Raw genomic sequence first — 24335 nt, 5'->3', positions numbered from 1 at the left:
CCTTGCGGGCCCGCGAGGCCAGCTGGCGCGCGGCGGCCGCGCTGGTTCCCAACACCTCGGCCACGTCCGCGAACGGCACGGCGAAGCCGTCGTGCAGCACGAACGCGACCCGCTGGTCGGGCGACAGGCGCTCCAGCACCACCATCGCCGCGAACCGGGCGTCCTCGCTGGCCACCACGGCGGACAGCGGGTCGCCTTGGTCAAACCCCGTGACCACCGGCTCGGGCAGCCAGTTGCCGGTGTAGGTCTCGCGCCGATGCGCGGCCGAGCGCAACCGGTCCAGGCCCAGCCTGCTCACCACGGTGGTCAGCCACGCCCGCAAGTCCGAGATGGCCTGGTTCTGTCCGTGCCAGCGCAGCCAGGCCTCCTGGACGATGTCCTCGGCGTCGGCGACGGTGCCGGTCAGCCGGTAGGCGACCGACATGAGGTGCGGCCGCAGCACCTCGAATTCGCGGACCTCCTGCGCCGAGGTCATGCCCGAAAGCCTAGGCAATCGCGGCGGGCAGTCACAACGACCGTCGGGACGGCAGGGCGCGGCGGGCCTGCCGGGCGAGGCCGGGCACCGAATCCGCCAAGTCCGGCCGGCCCGACGCGATGGCGCTGAACGCGCGATACGACGCCCACAGTTGGTGTGGCGACGGAATTCTCGGCAGCCACGCCAGTTCCCAATGGATGCCGTTGATCGGGTCGTCGAAGAAGACCGCGTAATAGCCGGGCCAGTACTGCGGATACGCCTTGGGTTGGTCGGTGACGGGAATTCCGCGCGGGGTCAGGAACTCGCGACGAAAGCGATCGACCTCCCGTCGGCTGCGGGCCCACAGCGCGATGTGGTTGATCCCGACGGCCTGATCGGAGTGGACGAGCTTGCGCCCGGTGCGCGCGGGCTGAATGCCGATGTAGCTGTGCGGCGCGAGGAAGCGGGTCATGTAATAGGTCGAGCGATAGTCGATGTCGAGCGTCGAGAAGCTGCTGTATCCCAGCCATCCGAACATCGCGTCGTAGAAACCGAGGGAACCCTCGTAGTCCAGGACCGCGAATTCCACGTGATGAACACCGCGCCAGCGCACGCATACCTCCACCCGAGTTGCTACTACCGATCGTAGTAAGAAGGGCGCGGAATCGGAAGCTTGTCAAGACGGGGTTCGGCGCGCTGTGGCGCTACGCTCGGCGGGCAGAATGACCGCAATGACCGCAATGACCGCAATGACCCAGCACCTGTGGCTGCACTTCGCCCGGCACGGGCCCGACATCGTCCCGCCGATCATCGCGCGCGGCGAGGGGGTCAGCATCTTCGACGACCGCGGCCGCAGCTACCTCGACGGGTTGTCGGGGCTGTTCACCGTCCAGGTCGGCCACGGCCGCACCGAACTCGCCGAGGTCGCCGCCCGGCAGGCGAGCACCCTGGCGTACTTCCCGCTGTGGGGGTACGCCACCCCCGCGGCGATCGAGCTGGCCGGGCGCCTCGCACACTACGCGCCGGGCGAGCTGAACCGGGTCTTCTTCACCAGCGGCGGCACCGAGGCCGTCGAGACCGCGTGGAAGGTGGCCAAGCAATACTTCAAGCTCACCGGCAAACCCGGTAAGCACAAGGTGATTTCGCGGGCGGTCGCCTACCACGGCACCACGCAGGGCGCGCTGGCGATCACCGGGCTGCCGCGGTACAAGGCCCCGTTCGAGCCGGTCACCCCGGGCGGCTTCCGGGTGCCCAACACCAACTTCTACCGCGCGCCCGATCCGTTCGCCAACGACCCGAAGGCCTTCGGGCGCTGGGCCGCCGACCGGATCGCCGAGGCGATCGAGTTCGAGGGGCCCGACACCGTCGCGGCGGTCTTTCTGGAGCCGGTGCAGAACGCGGGCGGCTCGATCCCGCCTCCCCCAGGCTATTTCGAACGGGTGCGCCAGATCTGCGATGCCTACGACGTGCTGCTGGTCTCCGACGAGGTGATCTGCGCCTTCGGCCGGATCGGGTCGATGTTCGCCTGCGCCGACTTCGGCTACGTGCCCGACATGATCACGTGCGCCAAGGGCATGACGTCGGGCTACTCGCCGCTGGGCGCGATGATCGCCGGCGAGCGGTTGTTCGAGCCGTTCAACGACGGCAAAACCATGTTCCCGCACGGCTATACGTTCGGCGGTCACCCGGTGTCGGCCGCCGTGGCGCTGGCCAACCTCGACATCTTCGAGCGCGAGGGTCTGGGCGAGCGCGTCAAGCACAACGCCCCGCTTTTCCGCGCCACCCTGGAAAAGCTGTACGACCTGCCGATCGTCGGCGACGTGCGCGGCGAGGGGTATTTCTACAGCGTGGAACTGGTCAAGGACCAGGCGAGCAAGCAAACCTTCACCGACGACGAACGGGGGCCGCTGCTGGGCCGGGTCTCCGCGGCGCTGTTCGAGGCCGGGTTGTACTGCCGCACCGACGACCGCGGCGATTCCGTCATCCAGCTGGCGCCGCCGCTGATCAGCGGGCAGGCCGAGTTCGACACCATCGAGGCCGCCCTGCGCGGCGTGCTCAGCGAGGAGTGCCGGCGCCTGTAGCGAGGACCCGATTGACCTCGTACGAGGCCAGCAGCACCTCCCGCGAATGCGCGGTGCTCGGGCTACTCAGCAGCCGTGTCTGCGCGTTGCAGAGCCAGGTGAGCGCGGACCGCAAGTCGCCATCGGCCGCGCTGTCACGATGCAGCTTCAGCTCGTCCAACACGCGTTCACCCCCGGAGTGCCGGACCTGGGTGCCCTTCTCGACTTGCTTGAGCAGTTGCTCCAGCGATCGCGGACCGTCACCGTCGCGCCCGCGCCTGGACCATGTTCGAGACCAAAATCCGTTGTTCTGAATGGGCAGACCCTTCGGTGGAGGTAGTCAAGCCGACCGCATGACAGCGTAATGCCTCGACGTTCGCGGCTCCATCAGGCGTTTTGTAACATCTGCCCCATCAGTCACAGCGCGGCTCCCGGGAATCGGGCGCGCGATCGCCTAGTCTGCACACACAATGCCCCGCTCAATCGCTCTCGTGCGCTCCGCGTCGTGCCTGGCAGCGGCCGTTTTCTTGGCTGCCGGGCCCGCCGCGCCGGGCCTGCCGACCGCGTTCGCCGAACCGCCCAACGCCGGCCCCGGGAACTGCCCGTATCAGGTGAACACCCCGCCGGCGGTGGATTCCTCGGAGGTCCCGGCCGCGGGCGACCCGCCGATGCCGCTGGCGGTCCCACCCAAACCCGTCGGCGGCGAGGCGCTGAGCGGCTGCGGCATCGTCGCGGCGCCCGACACCGCCCCGCTGCCGGGCGACGTGTCCGCCGACGCGTGGCTGGTGGCCGACCTGGACAGCGGCGCCGTCATCGCCGCCAAGGATCCGCACGGGCGGCACCGGCCGGCCAGCATCATCAAGGTGCTGGTCGCGATGGCAGCCATCAACGCGTTGCCCCTCAACAAGTCGGTCCAGGGCACCGCCGACGACGCGGCGGCCGAGGGCACCAAGGTCGGCGTGCAGGAGGGCGGCGTTTTCACCGTCAACCAGCTGCTGCACGGGCTGCTGATGCACTCCGGCAACGACGCCGCCCACGCGCTGGCCATGCAACTCGGCGGCATGCAGCAGGCGCTGGACAAGATCAACGTGCTGGCCGCCAAGCTCGGCGGCCGGGACACCCGGGTGGCGACCCCGTCGGGCCTGGACGGGCCCGGCATGAGCACGTCGGCCTACGACATCGGCCTGTTCTACCGGTACGCCTGGCAGAACCCCACCTTCGCCGACATCGTCGCGACCCGGACCTTCGACTTCCCCGGCCACGGCGACCACCCCGGCTACGAGCTGGAAAACGACAACCAGCTGCTCTACAAGTATCCCGGCGCGATGGGCGGCAAGACCGGCTACACCGACGACGCCGGCCAGACCTTCGTGGGCGCGGCCAACCACGACGGGCGACGGCTGATGGCGGTCNCGGGCGCCGGCGCCCAGGCCGCCGGGTTCATGCCGTCCGCGGACGCGCTGCCGGTGCGGGTGGGCGTCGCGGTGATCGGAACGATCATCGTGTTTAGTTTGATCATGGTCGCACGCTCGATGAACCGCCGACCGCAACACCGTTGAGCGCCGTCGCGCGGCGGGGCCTGCGGGTTGGGCTCACCGCCGCCAGCGTCGGCGTCATCTACGGGTACGACCTGTCCATCATCGCCGCGGCGCAGTTGTTCGTCACCGAGGACTTCGGGCTCGCCACCCGCCAGCAGGAGCTGTTGACCACGATGGCGGTGATCGGCCAGATCGCCGGGGCGCTCGGCGCCGGCGTGCTCGCCAACGCCATCGGGCGCAAGAAGTCGATGGTGCTGATCGCGGTCAGCTACGCGGTGTTCGCGCTGCTGGCGGCGCTCTCGGTCTCGCTGCCGATGCTGTTGGCGGCGCGATTCCTGCTCGGCCTGACCATCGGCGTGACGGTGGTGGTCGTCCCGGTGTACGTGGCCGAATCGTCCCCGGCCGCGGTGCGCGGCTCGCTGCTGACGGCCTATCAGCTGGCGATCGTCAGCGCGCTGATCCTGGGCTACCTGACCGGTTACCTGTTGGCCGGCACCCACAGCTGGCGGTGGATGCTGGGGCTGGCGGCGGTGCCGGCAATCCTGCTGCTGCCCTTGCTGATTCGGATGCCCGACACGGCCCGGTGGTACCTGCTCAAGGGCCGGGTCGACGACGCCCGGCGAGCCTTGTTGCGCATCGAGCCGGACGCGCGGGCCGACGAGGAGCTCGCCGAGATCGGCCTCGCCCTGAGCGAAGGGAGCGGCGGCCTTTCCGAGATGCTGCGCAGGCCGTATCTGCGGGCCACCGTCTTCGTCGTCACCCTCGGCTTCCTGATCCAGATCACCGGCATCAACGCGATCATCTACTACAGCCCGCGGATATTCGAAGCCATGGGCTTCACCGGCAACTTCGCGCTGCTGGGGTTGCCGGCGCTGGTTCAGGTCGCCGGATTGGCGGCCGTAGGCACCGCGCTGCTGCTCGTCGACCGGCTGGGCCGGCGCCCGATCCTGTTGTGCGGCATCGCGATGATGATCGTCGCCGACGTCGTGCTGCTGGCCGTGTTCGCCCGGAATCATCTCGGCGGCGCGGGCCTGGTGTTCGGCTTCGCCGGCATCTTGCTGTTCATCATCGGCTACACCATGGGGTTCGGCTCGCTGGGCTGGGTGTACGCCAGCGAGAGCTTCCCGTCCCGGCTGCGGTCCCTCGGGTCGAGCGCGATGCTGACGTCCAACCTGGTGGGCAACGCGATCGTCGCCGCCGTTTTCCTGACGATGCTGCATTCCCTCGGCGGCGCGGGGACTTTCGCGGTGTTCGCCGGTCTCGCGGTGCTCGCGTTCGGCTTCGTCTACCGGTTCGCCCCGGAGACCAAGGGGCGCCCGCTCGAGGAGATCAGTCACTTCTGGGAGAACGGCGGCCACTGGGACAAGCCGTGCGACTGATCTCCGCGGGCGCCGTGGTCCTCGACGGCGCGGTCAGCCGGCCCGGATGGCTGGAGGTCTCCGGCGGGCGGATCCTGGACTGCGGGGCCGGCCCGCCGCCGCGCCCGGCCGACGAAGACTTCCCCGATTGCGTTGTGGCCCCGGGCTTTATCGACATGCACGTGCACGGCGGGGGCGGGGCGTCCTACACCGACGCCGACGGCGTCGGCACCGCCGCCGAATTCCACCTGCGGCACGGCACCACCACCACGCTGGCCAGCCTGGTCACCGCCTCCCCGGCGGAGCTGATCGGCGGCGTACGCGCGCTCGCCACGGCCACCCGGCGCGGCACGGTCGCGGGCATCCACTTGGAGGGGCCGTGGCTGAGCAGGGCCCGCTGCGGCGCCCACGACCCCGCCCGCATGCGCGACCCGGATCCGGCCGAGATCGACGCCGTGCTCACCGCCGGCGGCGGCGCAATCCGGATGGTGACGCTGGCGCCCGAATTGCCCGGGGCGCTGGACGCGATCCGCCGCTTTCTGGACGCCGGTGTCGTTGTCGCCGTCGGGCATACCGACGCGACCTACCAGCAGACCAGACGGGCCCTCGCCGCGGGCGCCACGGTCGGCACCCACCTGTTCAACGCGATGCCGCCGCTGCACCACCGCGAGCCGGGGCCCGCGCTCGCCTTGCTGCAGGACGCCGGGGTGACCGTCGAACTCATCGCCGACGGCGTGCACGTGCACCCGGAGGTGGTGCGGGCGGTGATCCGGGCGGCGGGTCCCGACCGGGTTGCGCTGGTGACCGACGCGATCGCCGCGGCCGGCCGCGCCGACGGGGGGTTTCGGCTCGGCGCGGTCCCGATCGACGTCGCCTCCGGGGTGGCGCGGGTTCGGGGCACGTCGACGATCGCCGGCAGCACCGCCACGATGGACCAGATCTTCCGCACCGTGGTCGCGCATGCCGGGCTCGAGGCCGCGGCGCGGATGACCGCGGCGACGCCCGCACGGGCCCTCGGGCTGCAACGCGTCGGCGCCCTACGGGCGGGCTTCGAGGCCAATCTGGTTGTGCTGGACGGCGCTTTGGCGGTCAGGGCGGTCATGGTCCGCGGCGATTGGCGTCACATCTAGGGCGGCCACCGCGTCATACCTCTGAGTCCCCATCAACGACAGGAGGTCATGATGAACGTGTTGCTCTGGACGCTGCAGGCATCGCTCGCCGCGGTGTTCACCGCGTCCGGCCTGGCGAAGATCAGCCAGCCCAAGGACCGGCTCATCGCGAGCGGGCAAACCGGCGTCGCGCCGTTCCCGCTGCCGGTGATCCGCGTCACCGCTCTGTGCGAATTGCTGGGCGCCGTAGGCATTCTGCTGCCGCGGCTGGTGGGCGTCGCCGGGTTCCTCACCCCGCTCGCCGCCGCCGGCTTCGCGATCGTCATGGTGGGCGCCATCGGCTCGCACGCCTACCTGCGCGAACCGCGCAACGTCGCGCTGACCGCGTTGATCTTCGTCGCCGCCGTCACGGTGGCCGTCGGCAGGGCGGTCGGCCTGTGAACGCGCACCCGTTCCGCGCCGCCGTCGAGTCCGGCGAACTCGGCACCATCGGCGACCTGTTCGCCGAGGACGCCGTGCTCAACAGCCCGGTCGCGCACCGGCCCTACCGGGGCCGGGGCGCGATCGCGGCCATCATCGCCGCGGTGTCCGGCGTGCTCGACGGCTTTCGTTTCGGCAAGGAGCTGACGGCCGCCGACGAGCACGCGTTGATGTTCGACGCCACGGTGGCGGGGCTGCGGATCCAGGGCTGCGACTTCCTGCACACCCGGCAGGACGGCCTGATCGACGAGATCACGGTCATGGTGCGCCCGCTGCGCGCGGCCACGGTGTTCGCCGAACGGATGCGCGCGGCTATCGAAGGCGGCGGGCCAGCCGGGAAAACGCCAGCGCCCCAGCGGCTCCGAAGCCCATCGCGGTCAGCGTCTGACGGGTGCTGAGCCCTTCGTCCGCCTGTATCCGCGGGGCGATGACCGCGGGCGGGGGCGGATCGACGGGCCTGGCGCGCGGGTCGGTCGACGCGGCGGCGGCCCAGGCGGCGGCGAACAGCACCAGGTACGCGGTGATGTAGGAGAACACCATCAGCCCCAGCACCGGTCCGAAGGTGGCCCCCGCCGGGCTGCGCAGCACCACCTTCAGATAGATCGACGCCACCTGCTTGAACAGCTCGAAGCCGACCGCAGCGAGCAGCCCGGCGCGCGCCGAGTGGACGAGGCTGACTTTCTGGCGCGGCAACCGGGCGATCATCCAGGTGAACAGCAGCCACGACACCGATACCGCGATCAAGATAGAGACCAGCCAGAAAAGCCAGTCGAGCACCGAAAACTGGGGTATCCCAAGCCATTTCAGCATGGCGGCCAGCGGCGCCTCGTGACCGAAAGTGGTGATGGCGATGGTGGCCATGGTCACGCCGAAGGTCCCCAGCAACGCCAGCAGATCCGAAAGCTTGTTGCGCAGAAAGCCCGGCGACTCGATGCGCTGGTCCCACCACATCTCGGTCAAAGCCGCCCGCAGGTGCGATATCCACCCCAGCCCCGCCCAGGCCGCGGTGGCCAGACCGATGACGCCGACCGAGGTGCGCGCGTCGATGGCCGAGTTCATCAGGTCGATCAGCTGCTGGCCCAGGGCGCCGGACACCGAGGACCGGATGTGGTCGTCGATCGTGGCCAGCAGCTCCGGCCGGCGCGACAGCACGAACCCGAACGCCGCGAAACCGACCATCAGCAACGGGAATAGCGCGAAGATCGTGTAATACGAGAGGCCGGCCGCGTAGAAGCCGCCGTTGCGTTCGTCGAAGCGCCCGTAGGCGCGCATGACGTGGTCGAACCACCCGAACCGGGCCCGCAACCGATCCAGGACCCCGGGCTTGGCCGGCTCGCTCATGGTGAAACCTATCCCCGTTGCGGAAGGAACCCTAACCGATCGTAAACCCGCCGAACGGTTTTCCCGGCCACCGCCTCGGCGCGCTGCGCCCCGGCCGCCAGCACCGACTCCAATTCGGCTCGGTCGGCCATCAATTCGTCGACTCGCGCCTTGATCGGGCCGACGAACTCGACGACGGCCTCCGCGGTGTCCTTCTTCAGATCGCCGTAGCCGCGCCCGGCGTAGCCGTCGACGAGCTTGTCGATTCCCACCCCGCTGACGGCCGACTGGATGGTGAGCAGGTTCGACACCCCCGGTTTGGCCTCGGTGTCATACCGGATCTCCCGCTCGCTGTCGGTCACGGCGGAGCGAATCTTCTTGGCCGACAACGACGGATCGTCGAGGAGGTTGATCAACCCGGCGTCGGTGGAAGCCGATTTGCTCATCTTCGCCGTCGGCAGCTGCAGGTCGTAGATCTTGGCGGTGGCCTTGGGGATGAGCACGTCGGGAACCACGAACGTGTCCGGGAAGCGGCCGTTGAATCGCTGCGCGACGTCGCGGGCCAGCTCGAGGTGCTGGCGCTGGTCTTCGCCCACCGGCACCAGGTCGGAGTCGTAGGCGAGCACGTCGGCGGCCTGCAAGACCGGGTAGGTGAACAGGCCGACCGTGGTCGCGTCGCTGCCCTGGCGCGCCGACTTGTCCTTGAACTGGGTCATCCGCGACGCCTGCCCGAAGCCGGTGAAGCAACCGAGCACCCACGCCAGCTGCGTGTGGGCGGGCACGTGGCTCTGCACGAAGACCGTGCTGCGGCGCGGGTCGATGCCCAGCGCCAGGTACTGGGCGGCGGTGACCAGGGTCCGGCGCCGTAGCGCGTCGGGGTCCTGCGCGATGGTGATTGCGTGCAGGTCGACGACGCAGAAGAACGAGTCGTGGTCGTCCTGCAGCGCGACCCACTGGGTGACGGCGCCCAGCGCGTTACCCAGGTGAAGCGAGTCGGAAGTGGGCTGCACGCCGGAGAAAATCCGGCGGGATCCGGTAGCGGTGCTCATGATGCCCCGATCTTTTCACGCAGCAATCCAGGCCGGTTGCGGTACCGCCGGTACCGCCTTTAATGTCGGGTTCATGGGGAATCGACCGCCGATACATCTCGGCTCCGGGGAGCCGATCCTGCTGCTGCATCCGTTTCTGCTGTCGCAGGCGGTGTGGGAGGACGTGGCGCAGCGGCTGGCCGACACCGGGCGCTACGAGGTCTTCGCCCCGACGATGGCCGGCCACAACGGCGGGCCGTCTGCCGGCACCTGGTTCCTGTCGTCCGAGGTGCTCGCCGATCACGTGGAGCGCCAGATGGACGAACTCGGCTGGAAGAACGCCCACATCGTCGGCAACTCGCTGGGCGGCTGGGTGGCCTTCGAGCTGGAGCGGCGCGGCCGAGCCCGCAGCGTCACCGGCATCGCGCCGGCCGGCGGTTGGACCCGCTGGACCCCGGCGAAGTTCGAGGTGATCGCCAAGTTCGTCCTGGGCATCCCGCTGTTGGTGTTCGCCTGGGCGTTCGGGCCGCGCGTGCTGCACCTGCCGTTCAGCCGCCAATTGGCCACCTACGCGATCAGCGCCAAACCGGACGGCGTCAGCGAGCGCCAGCTGTCCGCCATCATCGACGACGTCAGGCACTGCCCCGCCTACTTCCAGCTACTGGTCAAGGCGACGCTGCTGCACGGCCTGCGGGAGCTTGCGCTCAACGCGGTCCCGGTGCACCTGGTGATCTGCGAGAAGGATCGGATCGTTCCCGCGCCCAGGTTCAGCCGGCATTTCACCACCCACTTGCCGGACGAAACGCACAAGGTCACCAAGCTCGACAGCGTCGGGCACATCCCGATGTTCGAGGCGCCCGAGCGCGTCACCCGGGTGATCACCGACTTCATTGAGGAATGCTGCGCGACCCCGGGCCGGGAAGAGTCGACCGGCTAGCCCGGGCTAACCAGCTAGAGCCTTCTCCAGGTTCTCGGCGATGGAATTCAGGAATTCCTCGCTTTGCTGCCACTCCTGGTCGGGACCGATGAGGATGGCGAGATCCTTGGTCATCTTGCCGCCCTCGACGGTGGCGATGACGACCTCCTCCAGCTGCTGGGCGAACTCGATCACCTCGGGGGTGTCGTCCAGCTTGCCGCGGTGCTGCAGCCCCCGGGTCCAGGCGAAGATCGACGCGATCGGGTTCGTCGAGGTGGGCTTGCCCGCCTGGTACTGGCGGAAGTGGCGCGTGACGGTGCCGTGCGCGGCCTCGGCCTCGACCGTCTTGCCGTCGGCGGTCATCAGCACCGACGTCATCAACCCCAGCGAGCCGTAGCCCTGCGCGACGGTGTCGGACTGCACGTCGCCGTCGTAGTTCTTGCAGGCCCAGACGTAGCCGCCCTCCCACTTGAGGCAGGCCGCGACCATGTCGTCGATGAGCCGGTGCTCGTAGGTCAACCCCTCGGCCTCGAACTGCTCCTTGAATTCCTCGTCGTAGATCCGCTGGAACTCGTCTTTGAACATGCCGTCGTAGGCCTTGAGGATGGTGTTCTTGGTGGACAGATACACCGGCCACTTGGCGTTCAGGCCATAGGCGAACGAGGCGCGGGCGAAGTCGCGGATGGAGTCCTTGAAGTTGTACATCCCCATCACGACGCCGCCGTCCTCGGGAATGGACACCACCTCGTGCACCATCGGCTCGCTGCCGTCGGCGGGCGTGAAGGTCAGGGTGACGGTGCCCGGCTTGTCGACCTTGAAGTTGGTCGCCCGGTACTGGTCGCCAAAAGCGTGACGGCCGATGACGATTGGCTTGGTCCAGCCCGGAACCAGGCGCGGCACATTGGAGATCACGATCGGCTCGCGGAAGATGGTGCCGCCCAGAATGTTCCGGATGGTCCCGTTGGGCGACAGCCACATCTTCTTGAGGTTGAATTCGTGGACTCGCGCCTCGTCGGGGGTGATGGTGGCGCACTTGACGCCCACGCCGTGCTTCTTGATCGCGTAGGCCGCGTCGATCGTCACCTGGTCGTCGGTGCGATCGCGGTGCTCGATGCCCAGGTCGTAGTACTCCAGGTTGATGTCGAGGTGGGGCAGTATCAGCATGTCCTTGATCAGCTTCCAGATGACGCGGGTCATCTCGTCGCCGTCGAGCTCTACTACCGGTCCCTTGACCTTGATCTTGGATTCGCCTGACATATCGAGCTCGACTTTCCTCTCGCGGCCCTCAACCCTGCGAAGCTGCTAGCGCTTCGTTGAACGTTTTGCTCGGCCGCATCACTGCAGTCGTCTTCTCTGTGTCCGGGCGATAGTAGCCGCCGATGTCGGCCGCCTCGCCCTGCGCCTCCGCCAGTTCGGCCACGATGGCGTCCTCGTTGCGGCTCAACTCCTCGGCCAGCGCGGCGAAGTGCTCGCGCAACTCGTCGTCGTCGGATTGCGCGGCCAGTTGCTCGGCCCAGTACAGCGCCAGGTAGAACTGGCTGCCGCGGTTATCGAGCTCGCCGGTCTTGCGCGACGGACTCTTGTTGTTCTCCAACAGTTTGCCGATCGCCGCGTCCAGCGTGTTGCTGAGGATCTTGGCGCGCTCGTTGTCGGTCTTGATGCCGATGTCTTCGAAACACGCTCCCAGAGCGAGGAATTCACCGAGGGAATCCCAGCGCAGATGATTTTCCTCGACGAGTTGGTGGACGTGCTTCGGCGCCGAACCGCCCGCCCCGGTTTCATACATTCCGCCGCCGGACATCAGCGGCACGATGGACAGCATCTTGGCGCTGGTGCCGAGCTCCAAGATCGGGAACAGGTCGGTGAGGTAGTCGCGCAGGATGTTTCCGGTCGCGGCGATGGTGTCCTGCCCGCGCATCGCGCGCTCCAGCGTGTAGCGCATGGCCCACACCTGCGGCATGATCTGGATTTCCAGGCCCTCGGTGTCGTGCTGCTTCAGGTACGCCTTGACCTTCTTGCGCAGCTCGACCTCGTGCGGCCGTTCGGTGTCCAGCCAGAACACCACCGTCATGCCCGAATTGCGGGCCCGGGTGACGGCCAGCTTGACCCAGTCGCGGATCGCCTCGTCCGTGACGATGGGCATCCGCCAGATGTCGCCGGATTCCACGTTCTGGGTCAGCAGGACCTCGCCGGTGTCGAGGTCGACGATGTCGGCGACACCGTCCTCGGGGATCTCGAACGTCTTGTCGTGCGAGCCGTATTCCTCGGCCTGCTGCGCCATCAGGCCGACGTTGGGAACCGTGCCCATCGTCCGCGGATCGAACTGCCCGTGGGTCTTGCAGAAGTTGATGATCTCCTGATAGATGCGGGAGAAGGTGGACTCCGGGTTGACGGCCTTGGTGTCCTTCTGCCGCCCGTCGGCGCCCCACATCTTGCCGCCCGCGCGGATCATCGCCGGCATCGACGCGTCCACGATCACGTCGCTGGGCGAATGAAAGTTGGTGATGCCCTTGGCCGAATCGACCATCGCCAGCTCGGGTCGGTGCTCGTGGCAGGCGTGCAGGTCGCGGATGATCTCCTCGTGCTGCGACGCGGGCAGCGACTCGATCTTGCTGTAGAGGTCGACCAGCCCGTTGTTGACGTCGACGCCGAGCTCGTCGAACAGCGCCTGGTGCTTGGCGAAGGCGTCCTTGTAGAAGACCTTCACCGCGTGGCCGAAGACGATGGGGTGCGACACCTTCATCATGGTCGCCTTGACGTGCAGCGAGAACATCACGCCGGTCTCGTAGGCGTCCTGCATCTGCTCCTCGTAGAACTCAACGAGGGCCTTTTTGCTCATGAACATGGAATCGATGACGTCGCCGTCGCGCAGCTCGACCTTGGGCTTCAGCTCGAGGGTCTGCCCGCCCTTGGTCTTCAGCACCATCTTGACGTTGCGCGCGCGGTCCAGCGTCATCGACTTCTCGCCGTGGTAGAAGTCGCCGTGCCGCATGGTCGCGACGTGCGTGCGCGACGCCGGCGACCAGTCCGCCATGCTGTGCGGGTGCTTGCGGGCGTACTCCTTGACGGCCTTGGGCGCACGACGGTCCGAATTGCCCTGCCGCAGCACCGGGTTGACGGCGCTGCCGAGGCATTTGGCGTAGCGCGCCCGGATTACCTTGTCCTCGTCCGTCTTTGGACTTTGCGGAAAGTCCGGGATTTTGTACCCCTTGCCCTGCAGCTCCTTGACGGCGGCGATCAGCTGGGGGACCGAGGCGCTGATGTTCGGCAGCTTGATGATGTTGGTGTCGGCCAGCCCGGTCAGCCGGCCCAGTTCTGCCAGGTCGTCCGGCACCCGCTGCTCTTCGGTCAGCTGATCGGGGAACTCGGCGAGGATCCGCGCGGCCAGCGAGATGTCACGCGCCTCGATCTTGATGCCCGCCGGCTCGGCGAAGGCTCGCACGATCGGCAGGAACGCGTAAGTCGCCAGCAGCGGCGCTTCGTCGGTCAGCGTGTAGATGACGGTCGGCTGTTCGGCGCACACGGTCCATCTCCCGGCGTCATTGGTCAGATATTGATGGGGCTAGAGCGTTCTGGTTGCCACGTTATCAAGGGTGTTTGGACACCTGTCGACCCGCAGGCCAGCGCGCTGAACTGCGGCGTCGCTGGCGAAGGGATCGGCCCAGTGGCATCGACTCGCCGCTATGAGATAGGCTTCACATCGGTCATGAGCGCCAGCGCTAAGCCCCGGCTTGCTGGCCGGCAACCCTCCAACCGCGGTGGGGTGCCCCGGGTGAAAGACCAGGTCTAGTAGCCACAGGCTGCGCGGCAAGCGCGGGTCCGCCATACCGGACCCCTGACTAGAGGGGAAACGTGATGTGCATCCATCAAGCTCATTCGCGTCGCTTTGTCTGCCGTCGCTAGTTCGACCGCGCACTTCCCGATACCCGAATTCATGCCCTTCTGAGAAGAAAGCACACCGCACGTGAGCTCCCCAAACAACGAAACCAGTCCCGAGGCCGATCCCACCGCGCATCCGCCGTTCGAAACCTGGTCGTTCGAGACGAAACAGGTCCACGCCGGTCAGAGTCCCGACCCCGCGACCCACGCCCGCGCCCTGCCGATTTACCAGACCACGTCCTACGTGTTCGACGACACCACGCACGCCGCCGCCCTGTTCGGGCTCGAGATTCCGGGCAACATCTACACCCGGATCGGCAACCCGACCACCGACGTCGTCGAGCAACGCATCGCCGCCCTCGAGGGCGGGGTGGCCGCGCTGTTCCTGTCCTCGGGGCAGGCCGCTGAGACATTCGCCATATTGAACCTCGCAAGTGCCGGAGATCACATTGTCTCCAGCCCGCGGCTCTACGGCGGGACTTACAACCTGTTCCACTATTCGCTGCCGAAGCTGGGCATCGACGTCAGCTTCGTCGAGGATCCCGACGATCTCGATTCGTGGCAGGCGGCGGTGCGGCCGAGCACCAAGGCGTTCTTCGGCGAGACCATCTCCAACCCGCAGATCGACATCCTGGACATCCCGGGGGTCGCCGGGGTCGCCCACGCCAACGGCGTGCCGCTGATCGTCGACAACACCATCGCGACTCCCTACCTGATCCAGCCGTTCTCCCACGGCGCCGACATCGTGGTGCACTCGGCCACCAAGTACCTGGGTGGGCACGGCTCCGCGATCGCCGGCGTCATCGTCGACGGCGGCACCTTCGACTGGACGCAGGGCCGGTTTCCCGGATTCACCACGCCCGACCCCAGCTACCACGGCGTGGTGTTCGCCGAGCTGGGACCGCCGGCGTACGCGCTCAAGGCCCGCGTGCAATTGCTGCGCGACCTGGGGTCGGCCGCCGCGCCGTTCAACGCGTTCCTGGTGGCCCAGGGCCTGGAGACGCTCAGCCTGCGCGTCGAGCGGCACGTCGCCAACGCGCAACGGGTCGCCGAGTTTCTGGCCGGCCACCGTGACAACAACCAAGGCGTGCTGTCGGTGAACTACGCCGGGCTACCGAGCTCGCCGTGGTACGAGCGGGGAAAGAAGCTGGCGCCCAAGGGAACCGGGGCCGTGCTGGCGTTCGAGCTGGCCGGCGGCGTCGAGGCCGGCAAGGCGTTCGTGAACGCGCTGCAGCTGCACAGCCACGTCGCCAACATCGGCGACGTGCGCTCCCTGGTGATTCACCCGGCGTCGACCACGCACGCCCAGCTGAGCCCCGAGGAGCAGCTGAGCACCGGCGTCAGTCCCGGCCTGGTGCGGCTGGCCGTCGGGATCGAGGGCATCGACGACATCCTGGCCGACCTGGAACTCGGCTTCGCGGCGGCCCGGAAGTTCGGCGCCGGAGCCGATGGAGCGGCAGACCCGCAGGCCGTGGCGGCGTTCTGAGGGGCCCCGACATGACGATCTCCGACGTTCCCACGCAGACGCTGCCCGCCGAGGGCGAAGTCGGGTATGTCCACATCGGCTCGCTGACCACCGAAAGCGGCGCCGTGATCGACGACGTCTGCATCGCCGTCCAGCGCTGGGGCGAGCTGTCGCCCACCCGCGACAACGTGGTGGTGGTGCTGCACGCGCTGACCGGAGACTCGCACATCACCGGGCCCGCCGGCGCCGGGCATCCCACCCCGGGCTGGTGGGACGGCGTGGCCGGCCCCGGCGCGCCGATCGACACCAACCGCTGGTGCGCGGTGGCCACCAACGTGCTCGGCGGTTGCCGGGGATCCACCGGCCCCAGCTCGCTCGCCCGGGACGGAAAGCCTTGGGGTTCAAGGTTTCCGCTGATCTCGGTGCGCGACCAGGTGCAGGCCGACGTCGCCGCGCTGGCCGCGCTGGGTATCGACCGGGTGGCCGCGGTGGTCGGCGGATCCATGGGCGGGGCAAGGGCTTTGGAGTGGATCGTCGGCCATCCCGACCGGGTGCGGGCCGGCCTGCTGCTCGCCGTCGGTGCCCGCGCCACCGCTGACCAGATCGGCACCCAGGCCACGCAGATCGCGGCGATCAAGGCCGACCCGAACTGGCAGGGCGGCGACTACCACGGCACGGGGCGCAAACCCGATGCCGGGCTGACGATCGCCCGCCGCTTCGCGCATCTGACCTACCGGGGCGAGGTGGAGCTCGACACCCGGTTCGCCAACGACGCCCAGGGCGACGAGGACCCGGCCCCCCCACTTGGCGGCGGCCGCTACGCCGTGCAGAGCTACCTGGAGCACCAGGGCGACAAGCTGTTGTCCCGCTTCGACGCCGGAAGCTACGTCATCCTGACCGAGGCGCTCAGCAGCCACGACGTCGGCCGCGGCCGCGGCGGGGTGGACAGCGCCCTGCGCGCGTGCCCGGTGCCCGTGGTGGTCGGCGGCATCACCTCCGACCGGCTCTACCCGCTGCGCCTGCAGGAGGAGCTGGCCGAGCTACTGCCCCGCTGCAACGAGCTGCACGTCGTCGACTCCGTGTGCGGGCACGACGGCTTCCTGGTGGAATCCGAGGCCGTCGGCGAATTGATCCGCAAAACACTGGATTTGGCGGACAAACAGTGACCCGCTCGAGGAACGACCGCTCGCTCTCGTTCGGCTCGGCGGCCGCCGCCTACGAGCGTGGCCGGCCCTCCTATCCGCCGGAGGCGATCGACTGGCTGTTGCCGCGCGGCGCACGCCAGGTGCTCGACCTCGGGGCGGGCACCGGCAAGCTCACCACCCGGCTGGTGGAACGCGGCCTGGACGTGGTCGCCGTCGATCCGATTCCCGACATGCTGGAGGTGTTGCGCAGCTCGCTGCCGGAGACCCGCGCCCTGCTGGGGACGGCCGAAGAAATTCCGTTGGAGGACAACAGCGTCGACGCGGTGCTGGTCGCCCAGGCGTGGCACTGGGTGGATCCCGAGCGGGCGATTCCCGAGGTGGCCCGCGTGCTGCGGCCGGGCGGGCGGCTCGGCCTGGTGTGGAACACCCGCGACGAACGGCTGGGCTGGGTGCGCGAACTGGGCGAGATCATCGGCTCCGACGGCGACCGGGGGCGCTTCGACGTGACGCTGTCGGAAGCGTTCACCGCGCCGGAGCGCCATCAGGTCGAGTGGACGAATTACGTTACCCCGCAAGCCCTGATCGACCTGGTCGCGTCCCGCAGCTACTGCATCACGTCGCCGACCGAGGTCCGAACCCAAACGCTGGACCAGGTGCGCGAGTTGCTGGCCACCCACCCGGCGCTGGCGAACTCGAACGGCCTGGCGCTGCCGTATGTCACCGTCTGCATCCGGGCGGCGCTGGGCTAGGACGGCGTCACGGGCAGGCCGCCGACGTCACGGCCGTCGTAGAGCATCGGCAGGTAGTCCGCGAGGAAGCCCTCGACGTCCCTGCCGTGGTTGACCACCCAGTCCCGGTTCTCCGGATGAGTCAGGATGAGATAGCGCTCCTGCTGGATAGCGGCGACGACCCGCTCGGCGGCATCGTCGGGATGGATGGGGCTTAGCAGGTGGGGCGGGAAGTTGACCCAGCGCGGGTCGTCGATGCCGATCATGCGCGCGGTCTCGCCGATGTTGGTGGTGACCAGCTCCGGGCACAGGACCGAAACCCCAATGCCTTTGGGCCGCAAATAAAGATACAGTCCCTCGGTGATCCCGACCACGGCGTGCTTGGCGCCGATGTAGGGGATGTTGTCGTAGCCGTGGGCGTACAGGCCCGCGATGGACGCCGTGTTGACGATCCAGCCGTGGCCCTGTTCGAGCAGGATGGGCACGAACGCGCGGATGCCCCGCACGACGCCGAATACGTTGATGTCGAACAGCCGCTGCCAGTCGGCCATCGGGACTCGTTCCGGCGGGCCGAGCAGCGCCACGCCCGCGTTGTTCATGACGACGTCCACTGTGCCGAATTCCGAGAGCACCGCGCGCGCCAGGCCGTCGACGTCGGCGTCGGAGGTGACGTCGCAGCGGACCGCCAGCGCCCGTTGCCCGATTTCGCCGATGGCCGCGACGGTCTCGTCCAGCCGCTGCTGGTGAATGTCGGCGACCACCACGTCGGCGCCGACCCGCGCCAGGGCGAGTGCCGTGGCCCGGCCGATGCCGGAAGCACCACCGGTGATGACCGCGACCGCGCCGTTGAGTTCCACTGCTCGCGTCACCAGCTCGGCCAGGTGGGCAAGCCCTGCAGCGCCCCCTGGGAGAAGTACGGCCCGGCGCCGGGTGTCAGCGACGAATAGCCGTCGTTGACGATCGGCTGCAGAAACGAGTTGAGGCCGTTGACAATTGGCTGCGGGACGCCGATCTGCTCGAGCGGGTACAACATCGGCAGCGTCGGCGACGGGACCATGTACGTGGTGACCGTGCCGCCCAAGGAGGTGGTCGTGCTGGAGACCTGCACGGCGTCCGACATCGAGACCAGCGACGTGGTGTTGTGGTTGTAGATCCCGGCGAATACCGAGTTCACCCACGCCGGGAGATCCCACGGCCGGTCTGGCGGATTGCCGAAGAAGTCGTATTGGCCGAACACCACGCTGACGTCGTACTGGGTGTTCGGCAGGCCCTGCGCCGTGTAGTTGACCAACGGCACGGTCAACCCGTTCGGCAGGTAGATGTGCAGCAGCCCGGTCTCGGGGCCGTTGAACATGGCGAACTGCAGGGCACTGGACGGTGGGGCGGTGGGGTCGGCGGCCAGGTAAGCCAATTCGCGGTTGACGACGAGGGTTCCCTCCGACAGCGCGGCGATGTGTATCGGTGAACCGTTGCCGTTGGCGAACGCGTTCATGATCTGGTCGTTGAGCGCTCGCTGTCCCATGGCGACGGCTTGGTTGACGCCGGGGGCGGCCAGGCTACCGCTCACCAGGCCGATGCTGGCCGGGTAATTGACCACCTGCGGGGTGGTGCCGGGGAACCAGTTCTGCCCGATGGCGTGGTTCAGCAGGTCGTACCCCTGCAGGATCGATACGGAGATGGGGCCCGGGATGCTGCCCGCGTAGACCAACTGCCCCAGATAGGGCAGCTCGGTGATGAAGTTCGGGTAGTAGAGCGGTCCCGCGCCGGGAACCGTGATCCGCGTACCCGCCGCTGCCGCCGAAATCGGTTGGCGCACCAACAGCGTCTGGGCCGCCGCCATCTCGGTGGTCAGATACGTGTTCGCGTTCGCCGCCAAGGTGAGCGCGAATCTCTCCTGCGACTGCACGGCTTGCGCGGTGACCGCCTGGAATTCCAGGGCCTGCGCGCCGAACAATGAGGCGATGCGTGTCGAGACCTCGTCGGCGCCCGGGCCCAACAGCGACGTGGTGGAGTCCGCGGCCGCCGCGTTCGCCGCGTTGACCGCGGACCCTATGCGGGCCAAATCCTCAGCAGCGCTCGACAACAACTCGGGCGTTGCGAGGACATACGACACTGGCGCCTCTTTGCGGAGTGAATACGGTGGCTGTGAGGGTACACCCCCGCCGGCCGCTATGGCCTCAAAGCGTCGAGGAGCCGATCGAGGTCCGCGTCGGTGTTGTAGAGGTGAAACCCCACTCGAGTCGCGTGTGCGCGCACCGCTGCCCGGATGCCGGCCCGCTGCAGCGCGTCGCTCGCATGGGCGGCGGGGACGGATACGATCGCCGACTCGCATGCGGGCAACTGCAACTCGGCGCGCAACCGATTGGCCAGTCCCAGCGTGTGGGCCTCCACCGCCGTCCGGTCCAGCGACGCCAGCCACGTCAGCGAGGCCGCCGCACCCGACACGCTGAACCACGCCGGCGACGAGTCGAACCGCCGCGCATCGTCGGCCAGTCGCATCGGTAATCCATACAGCGACGACCACATGTCCGCACCGGCGTACGGGTTTGCCGTGTGCGGCACGAGCGTGTCAAGTATCCGCTGGCTCAACGACATCCATGCCACACCGCGCGGACCGAGCAACCACTTGTAGCTGGCTGCCACCGCGACGTCGACCCACGGCAGCGCGACATTCTTCCAACCCAACGCCTGGCTCACATCGAGCACGGTGACCGTATCGGATTCGGCGACGCTGCCACGCAGTGTCTCGACGTCGAGCACGGCGCCGTCGGCGGATTGGACCAGGCTGGCGGCGACGAGATCGAAATCGCCGGCGACATCTTCGAGCTGCCCGGGTGCCAATTCGGTGACGGTGACTCCGCGTCCTGCTTGAGCGGCGAACGGGAAGCTCACGCTGGTGAATTCGCCTCGCAATGTCGCCACCCGACTCCCATCGGGTATCGAGGCGGCGACCAGTCCGATCAGCGCCGACACGCTGGTGCCCATCGCCACCCGGCATTCGTCGGCACCGATCAGCGACGCATACGCGGATCGGCTGGCGCGCAACGGCTCCTCGAAGGCGGCGATCTGCAACCGGCCTTCTTCCCACGACTGCACGCAGTCGCGCATGGCCTCGGCCGTGAACCGCGGCGGCAACCCGTAGGTAGGGGTGTTGAGGAATCCGTCGGCGCCGACGAACTGCGCGCCGAATGCTTGACGGCTCATCCCGGAAGGCGCCATTCGACATTCCACCATGAACAGCGGGCGCGCTGCACTTGTATTTCCTGCCCACCAGCGACCGCGCTAGGACGCTGCCTGTTCGCCCTCGCCGTCCTCGTCGTCGTTGTCGGGGTGGAGGAGTTTTTCGGGGTGGTGGAAGGTGTTGATGCGTGGTTGTCCACGGTCCAGATGCGGTGGGGGGATCCACTCGGTTTCGCCTTTGGCGTTGGTGCGGGTGGTCCAGCCTTGTTCGGCGAGTCGGTTGTCGGGTCCGCAGGCCAGGGTGAGGTCGTCGATGTCGGTGCGGTGGGTGGCCGCCCAGCCGCGGACGTGGTGGACCTGGCTGTGGTAGGCCGGGGCGTCGCAGCCGGGTTTGGTGCAGCCGCGGTCCCGGGCGTAGAGCATGATGCGTTGCGCGGGGGAGGCCAGCCGCTTAGTGCTGTAGAGCGCCAGCGATTTGGCCTTGTCGAAGATCGCCAGATAGTGATGCGCGTGGCCGGCCCAGCGGATCACATCCGGCATCGGCACCAGAGTGCCCCCGGCGGTCAGGGCTTTGCCGGCGGCCGCCTCGAGGTCTTGGAGGGTGGTGGTCACGATGATCGACACCGGTAGCCCGTTATGGTGGCCCAGGTCCCCGGAGGCGAACAGGGCGCGCAGGCCGGCCAGGAATGCGTCGTGGTTGCGCTGGGGTTGGGTACGGGTGTCGCGGCGCACGGCGTTGTCGTCGGGTGTCGCGTCGACCACCGGGGTTTCGTCGTCGGGGTTGCACGCCCCCGGCGCGCCGAGCTTGGCGACCAGGGCTTCGATGGCGGCCCGCAGCTCGGGGGTGATCAGCCCGCTGATGGGCGACATGCCGTCGTATTGCTGGGCGCCCAGGATGAGGCCGCGCTGGCGGGCCCGCTCGGCGTCGCTGAACTCCCCGTCGGGATGCAGCACGCCCATCAGCCGCTGGGCGTATTTGTCCAGCTCGTCGGGGCGAAACCCGCGGGCTTTGCCGGCCAGGTCGGCTTCGGCGTGCGCCCGGGTGAACACGTCCACGTCGGCGGGCAGGTGCGCGATGAAGCTGCGGATGATCTTGATGTGCCCGTCGCCGATCAGGCCCTGGCGTTGGCCGGCGGCGGTCGCGGCCAGCTTCGGTGCCAGCGGCTCACCGGTCAGTGCCCGGCGCTCGCCGAGGTCCTCGGCCTCATCGACGCGCCGGCCCGCCTCGGTCTTGGTCAGCCGCAACCGGTCGGCCAGGGCCGACCGCAGTGTGCCGCCCAACTCGGCCTTGCTGGCCTGCGCCCCGAGCTGATTGATCAAGTCGTGCTGGGCCCAGCGCAGCCGGCGCGCCTCACACTCCAGCCGCTCCAGCGCCCGTAACCGTTCCGGGCCGGTGAACACATCGAAGGACAACGCGCACAGCCGGTCCACATCGGCGCGCAGCGCATCGAAGACCTCCACGATCTCCTCACGACTGCTCGCACCCATGCCCCGAACTCTACGAACACCCACCGACAGAAACGCCCGTGTTGTGACCACTGAAACCACAGTGGCGCAAGTGAATTCAACCAACCGCCACGGTGCAACACTCACGAACCACCGGGACCAGTGAAGCCAAAGTGTCCCCTGTGATTACTCAGCGCGTGTCGGCGCGGGCCCGGGTGGAACAGTTCCACGAAGTTGCCGGCGGGATCCTGCAGCAGGACCCTGCTGGCCGGCCGGGCCGCTGATGACCTCGTTGCGAAAACTCACACCGGCCTCCCGCAGCCGCTCGACCTCGACGGAGATGTCCTCGACGACAAGCTGTATGCGGTTCCAGCCGCCGGGTTCCGGTGTGGCGCCGTCGGGCATCGGTCGCCCCGCCGAACTCTTGGGTCCGGACAGCAGCAGCTCCACCGGGCCGCGCACGACGGCGGCGAAGGCGGGCGCGGCGTCGAGGTCGACGCTGAAATCCAGGTGCGTCGTGTAGAAGTCGACGGCCGCCCGCACGTCGTCGACGAGATAGCGGACGCGGACGAGTTCAGCGGGTGCTGGGTGCAACACTCGTCAGAAGTTCAGCCCCGAGTACATCACCCGGTTCGGATCGTATTTCTGCCGCACCGTCGTCAGCTGCGACAGGTTCGAGCCGAAGTAGCGCGACGGCGAGCTGTTGGCCTCCAGGTAGTTGACGTATCCGCCGACCGAAAATTGTTGCACGGCTTGGTGCGCGGAGTTCAGCCACTGGGTGGCGGCGGGCACCTGGTTGCCGGCGGGCTCGACGTACCACTGCAAGAGCGCGGACTGCTTGCGCCACGGAAATGCGGTGTCCCCCGGCGCCACGTCGCCGGCGGCGCCGTCCAACGGGTCGACGAGCACCGACGCTTTGCCCGCGGATGCCGGCCACTGCCCGATCGCCGTCGCAATGGCCTTCGCCGCAGCGGAATTCAGGGTCGAGAGCACGTCGGAGCCCGCCACGAATCCGACGGGTGAGCCCGCCGAGCTGCCGCCGGCCAGGTAGGTCACCAGGTCCATGTGACTCAGCGTCTTGTTCACCACCGCGGTCGGGGCCACGCCCACCGCGGACTTGATGGCGTCGACGACGCCGGGCCCGGCGCCCGCGGGGCAGGTGGCCAGCACATGGCAGTTCGGCTGGCTGCCGACCGAGAGATCGACTATCCCCCAGGTGTTTCGGTCCGCGGCGCTCAACCAGGACTGCCAGCCCACGAGCACCTGCACCGCCGACGCGGGCGGGAAGTCGAGCCGCACGACGTCGTTGTCAGCGGTCGGGAACGTCGCGAAGGTCATCGACGTGGTCACCCCGAAATTGCCCCCGCCGCCGCCGCGCAACGCCCAGAACAGATCCGGATGATCGTTGGCCGACGCGGTGACCACGTCGCCGCTCGGCAACACCACCGTCGCCGACTGCAGGGCATCACAGGTCAATCCCGCGTGGCGGCAATCGGCCCCCACCCCGCCGCCGAGGGCCAGCCCCGCGATCCCGATGGTCGGATAGGTCGCGGTGGGGATCGCGCGCCCCGCGCCGGCCAGCGCTTGGTGCACCGCATACACGGTGGTCGCGGGCGTGACGGTGGCGTTGCCGGCGCCGTCGACATTCACCCCGCCGGGCAGCTTGCGCAGGTCGATCACCATCGCGCCGTTGGCGCTCGACGCGCCGATATAGGAATGCCCGCCCCCGCGCGGGGCGATCTTGAGCCCGTTCGCCGTCGCGAAGGAGACGGCCTTCTGCACATCGGACTGCGACGACACCGTGACGACCGCCGCGGGATTGGAGTTGTTGTAGAACGAATTGAAAACCTGTTTGCCCGAGGAGAATTGGGCGCCACTGCTGGGCAATGCGACGCTCCCGCCGATGGAGGAGGCCAGGCCGCCCCAACCCGCAGTGGGTTCGGCGGCCGCCCGCGCGCTGCCGAACACCGCCCCGGTCGCCAGCATCCCGACGGCCCCGCGAAGAAAGGTCTGGCGCGAAATCTCATGGTCCAGCGGACGGCTGTGATTCGTCGTCATGAGCCGGATTCTGGTCCAATCGACACCCGAAAATCCGGCCCCGGCGCGAGTGTCAGGTCACAGTGTGGCCTCGATCCGCCGGCGCGGGCACGGGCGCGTTTCGGCCCATTAAGCCACGTCGGGCGCGCGACGCCCTTACAAAACGCTTATTGTGCAAAGCTTTATCGCACC

23 protein-coding genes and 1 riboswitch are annotated in these 24335 nt (G+C 68.3%); of the genes, 10 read left to right on the top strand and 13 right to left on the bottom strand.

Going from position 1 to position 24335, the window contains the following annotated elements:
- Positions 1-475: sigma-70 family RNA polymerase sigma factor (locus tag BN4348_RS31540; protein WP_142308630.1), on the bottom strand; the 475-nt coding region annotated here is incomplete at its 3' end.
- A 31-nt stretch (positions 476-506) separates the two neighbouring features.
- Positions 507-1067: a VOC family protein gene (locus tag BN4348_RS31535; RefSeq protein ID WP_066907940.1), complete on the bottom strand. Its 561-nt coding sequence runs from the start codon at positions 1065-1067 to the stop codon at positions 507-509.
- Positions 1068-1203: 136 nt separating this feature from the next.
- Between BN4348_RS31535 and BN4348_RS31530 the strand changes: the two genes are divergently transcribed.
- The gene (locus tag BN4348_RS31530) at positions 1204-2535 is read left to right on the top strand and encodes an aspartate aminotransferase family protein (RefSeq protein WP_235852645.1); all 1332 of its coding nucleotides are present in this window, start codon (positions 1204-1206) and stop codon (positions 2533-2535) included.
- Here BN4348_RS31530 and BN4348_RS62330 read toward each other — a convergent pair.
- Positions 2510-2761 carry a hypothetical protein gene (locus tag BN4348_RS62330; protein ID WP_066907935.1) on the bottom strand — a complete coding sequence of 84 codons (252 nt, stop codon included), beginning with the start codon at positions 2759-2761 and terminating at the stop codon, positions 2510-2512. The two genes, BN4348_RS31530 and BN4348_RS62330, sit on opposite strands and share 26 nt — an antisense overlap.
- Positions 2762-2996: 235 nt before the next feature.
- Here BN4348_RS62330 and BN4348_RS31520 point away from each other — a divergent pair, with 235 nt between their 5' ends.
- The 5 genes from BN4348_RS31520 to BN4348_RS31500 are packed head-to-tail and all read left to right on the top strand — an operon-like array spanning position 2997 to position 7397.
- Positions 2997-4073: a D-alanyl-D-alanine carboxypeptidase family protein gene (locus tag BN4348_RS31520; protein ID WP_066907956.1), complete on the top strand. Its 1077-nt coding sequence runs from the start codon at positions 2997-2999 to the stop codon at positions 4071-4073.
- Positions 4070-5431, top strand: coding sequence for a sugar porter family MFS transporter (locus tag BN4348_RS31515; RefSeq protein ID WP_066907932.1), 1362 nt, complete (start codon positions 4070-4072; stop codon positions 5429-5431). The genes BN4348_RS31520 and BN4348_RS31515 overlap by 4 nt, the downstream gene beginning before the upstream one ends.
- The gene (gene nagA, locus BN4348_RS31510; protein WP_066907929.1) at positions 5422-6540 is read left to right on the top strand and encodes an N-acetylglucosamine-6-phosphate deacetylase; all 1119 of its coding nucleotides are present in this window, start codon (positions 5422-5424) and stop codon (positions 6538-6540) included. Before BN4348_RS31515 ends, nagA begins: the two co-directional genes overlap by 10 nt.
- A 51-nt stretch (positions 6541-6591) precedes the next feature.
- A complete protein-coding gene (locus BN4348_RS31505) occupies positions 6592-6960 on the top strand; it encodes a DoxX family protein (RefSeq protein WP_066907952.1) in 369 nt (122 codons plus the stop codon).
- On the top strand, positions 6957-7397 hold the full coding sequence (locus BN4348_RS31500) for a nuclear transport factor 2 family protein (protein WP_084453891.1): 441 nt from the start codon (positions 6957-6959) through the stop codon (positions 7395-7397). The genes BN4348_RS31505 and BN4348_RS31500 overlap by 4 nt, the downstream gene beginning before the upstream one ends.
- On the opposite strand, the gene yhjD is transcribed toward BN4348_RS31500, so the two are convergent.
- The gene (yhjD, locus tag BN4348_RS31495) at positions 7312-8340 is read right to left on the bottom strand and encodes an inner membrane protein YhjD (protein WP_066907926.1); all 1029 of its coding nucleotides are present in this window, start codon (positions 8338-8340) and stop codon (positions 7312-7314) included. The genes BN4348_RS31500 and yhjD overlap by 86 nt on opposite strands.
- An 8-nt stretch (positions 8341-8348) precedes the next feature.
- Positions 8349-9368, bottom strand: a complete 1020-nt coding sequence (trpS, locus tag BN4348_RS31490; protein WP_066907923.1) for a tryptophan--tRNA ligase — start codon at positions 9366-9368, stop codon at positions 8349-8351.
- A 73-nt stretch (positions 9369-9441) separates the two neighbouring features.
- On the opposite strand from trpS, the gene BN4348_RS31485 reads away from it, so the two are divergent.
- Complete coding sequence (locus BN4348_RS31485) at positions 9442-10284, top strand: alpha/beta fold hydrolase (RefSeq protein ID WP_167670433.1); 843 nt, start codon at positions 9442-9444, stop codon at positions 10282-10284.
- Between the two features lie 6 nt (positions 10285-10290).
- On the opposite strand, the gene BN4348_RS31480 is transcribed toward BN4348_RS31485, so the two are convergent.
- Together BN4348_RS31480 and BN4348_RS31475 are read right to left on the bottom strand one after the other, a co-directional pair.
- Positions 10291-11520, bottom strand: a complete 1230-nt coding sequence (locus tag BN4348_RS31480) for an NADP-dependent isocitrate dehydrogenase (RefSeq protein ID WP_066907920.1) — start codon at positions 11518-11520, stop codon at positions 10291-10293.
- A 28-nt stretch (positions 11521-11548) separates the two neighbouring features.
- Positions 11549-13786: an NADP-dependent isocitrate dehydrogenase gene (locus tag BN4348_RS31475; protein WP_066907915.1), complete on the bottom strand. Its 2238-nt coding sequence runs from the start codon at positions 13784-13786 to the stop codon at positions 11549-11551.
- Between the two features lie 179 nt (positions 13787-13965).
- Positions 13966-14083, top strand: a riboswitch (SAM riboswitch).
- Between the two features lie 144 nt (positions 14084-14227).
- Between BN4348_RS31475 and BN4348_RS31470 the strand changes: the two genes are divergently transcribed.
- Genes BN4348_RS31470 through BN4348_RS31460 form a run of 3 tightly spaced genes read left to right on the top strand, consistent with a single transcriptional unit; the run spans position 14228 to position 17501 of the window.
- A complete protein-coding gene (locus BN4348_RS31470; RefSeq protein ID WP_066907912.1) occupies positions 14228-15628 on the top strand; it encodes a bifunctional o-acetylhomoserine/o-acetylserine sulfhydrylase in 1401 nt (466 codons plus the stop codon).
- An 11-nt stretch (positions 15629-15639) separates the two neighbouring features.
- Entirely contained in the window at positions 15640-16773 is a 1134-nt protein-coding gene (gene metX / locus BN4348_RS31465; protein ID WP_066907908.1) for a homoserine O-acetyltransferase MetX, read from the top strand.
- Positions 16770-17501: a class I SAM-dependent methyltransferase gene (locus tag BN4348_RS31460; protein WP_066907905.1), complete on the top strand. Its 732-nt coding sequence runs from the start codon at positions 16770-16772 to the stop codon at positions 17499-17501. Before metX ends, BN4348_RS31460 begins: the two co-directional genes overlap by 4 nt.
- Here the strand turns inward: BN4348_RS31460 and BN4348_RS31455 are convergent.
- From BN4348_RS31455 to BN4348_RS31430, 6 genes are all read right to left on the bottom strand, one after another.
- The gene (locus BN4348_RS31455; protein ID WP_211145641.1) at positions 17498-18349 is read right to left on the bottom strand and encodes an SDR family oxidoreductase; all 852 of its coding nucleotides are present in this window, start codon (positions 18347-18349) and stop codon (positions 17498-17500) included. The genes BN4348_RS31460 and BN4348_RS31455 overlap by 4 nt on opposite strands.
- Entirely contained in the window at positions 18346-19593 is a 1248-nt protein-coding gene (locus tag BN4348_RS31450; protein WP_084453888.1) for a PE-PPE domain-containing protein, read from the bottom strand. Before BN4348_RS31450 ends, BN4348_RS31455 begins: the two co-directional genes overlap by 4 nt.
- 56 nt (positions 19594-19649) lie before the next feature.
- Entirely contained in the window at positions 19650-20684 is a 1035-nt protein-coding gene (locus BN4348_RS31445) for an aminotransferase class V-fold PLP-dependent enzyme (protein WP_066907903.1), read from the bottom strand.
- A gap of 78 nt (positions 20685-20762) precedes the next feature.
- Positions 20763-22148, bottom strand: a complete 1386-nt coding sequence (locus BN4348_RS31440; protein ID WP_066907899.1) for an HNH endonuclease signature motif containing protein — start codon at positions 22146-22148, stop codon at positions 20763-20765.
- Between the two features lie 144 nt (positions 22149-22292).
- Positions 22293-22703, bottom strand: a complete 411-nt coding sequence (locus BN4348_RS31435) for a VOC family protein (protein ID WP_308204271.1) — start codon at positions 22701-22703, stop codon at positions 22293-22295.
- Positions 22704-22706: 3 nt separating this feature from the next.
- Positions 22707-24140, bottom strand: coding sequence for an FAD-dependent oxidoreductase (locus BN4348_RS31430; protein WP_211145658.1), 1434 nt, complete (start codon positions 24138-24140; stop codon positions 22707-22709).
- Positions 24141-24335: the final 195 nt, after the last annotated feature.

The sequence above is a fragment of the Mycobacterium interjectum genome, assembly GCF_900078675.2.
In the GTDB taxonomy this organism is placed as follows: domain Bacteria; phylum Actinomycetota; class Actinomycetes; order Mycobacteriales; family Mycobacteriaceae; genus Mycobacterium; species Mycobacterium interjectum.
Note: the sequence above shows the minus strand (reverse complement) of the source record. Positions and strands in the feature narration are given on the sequence as shown.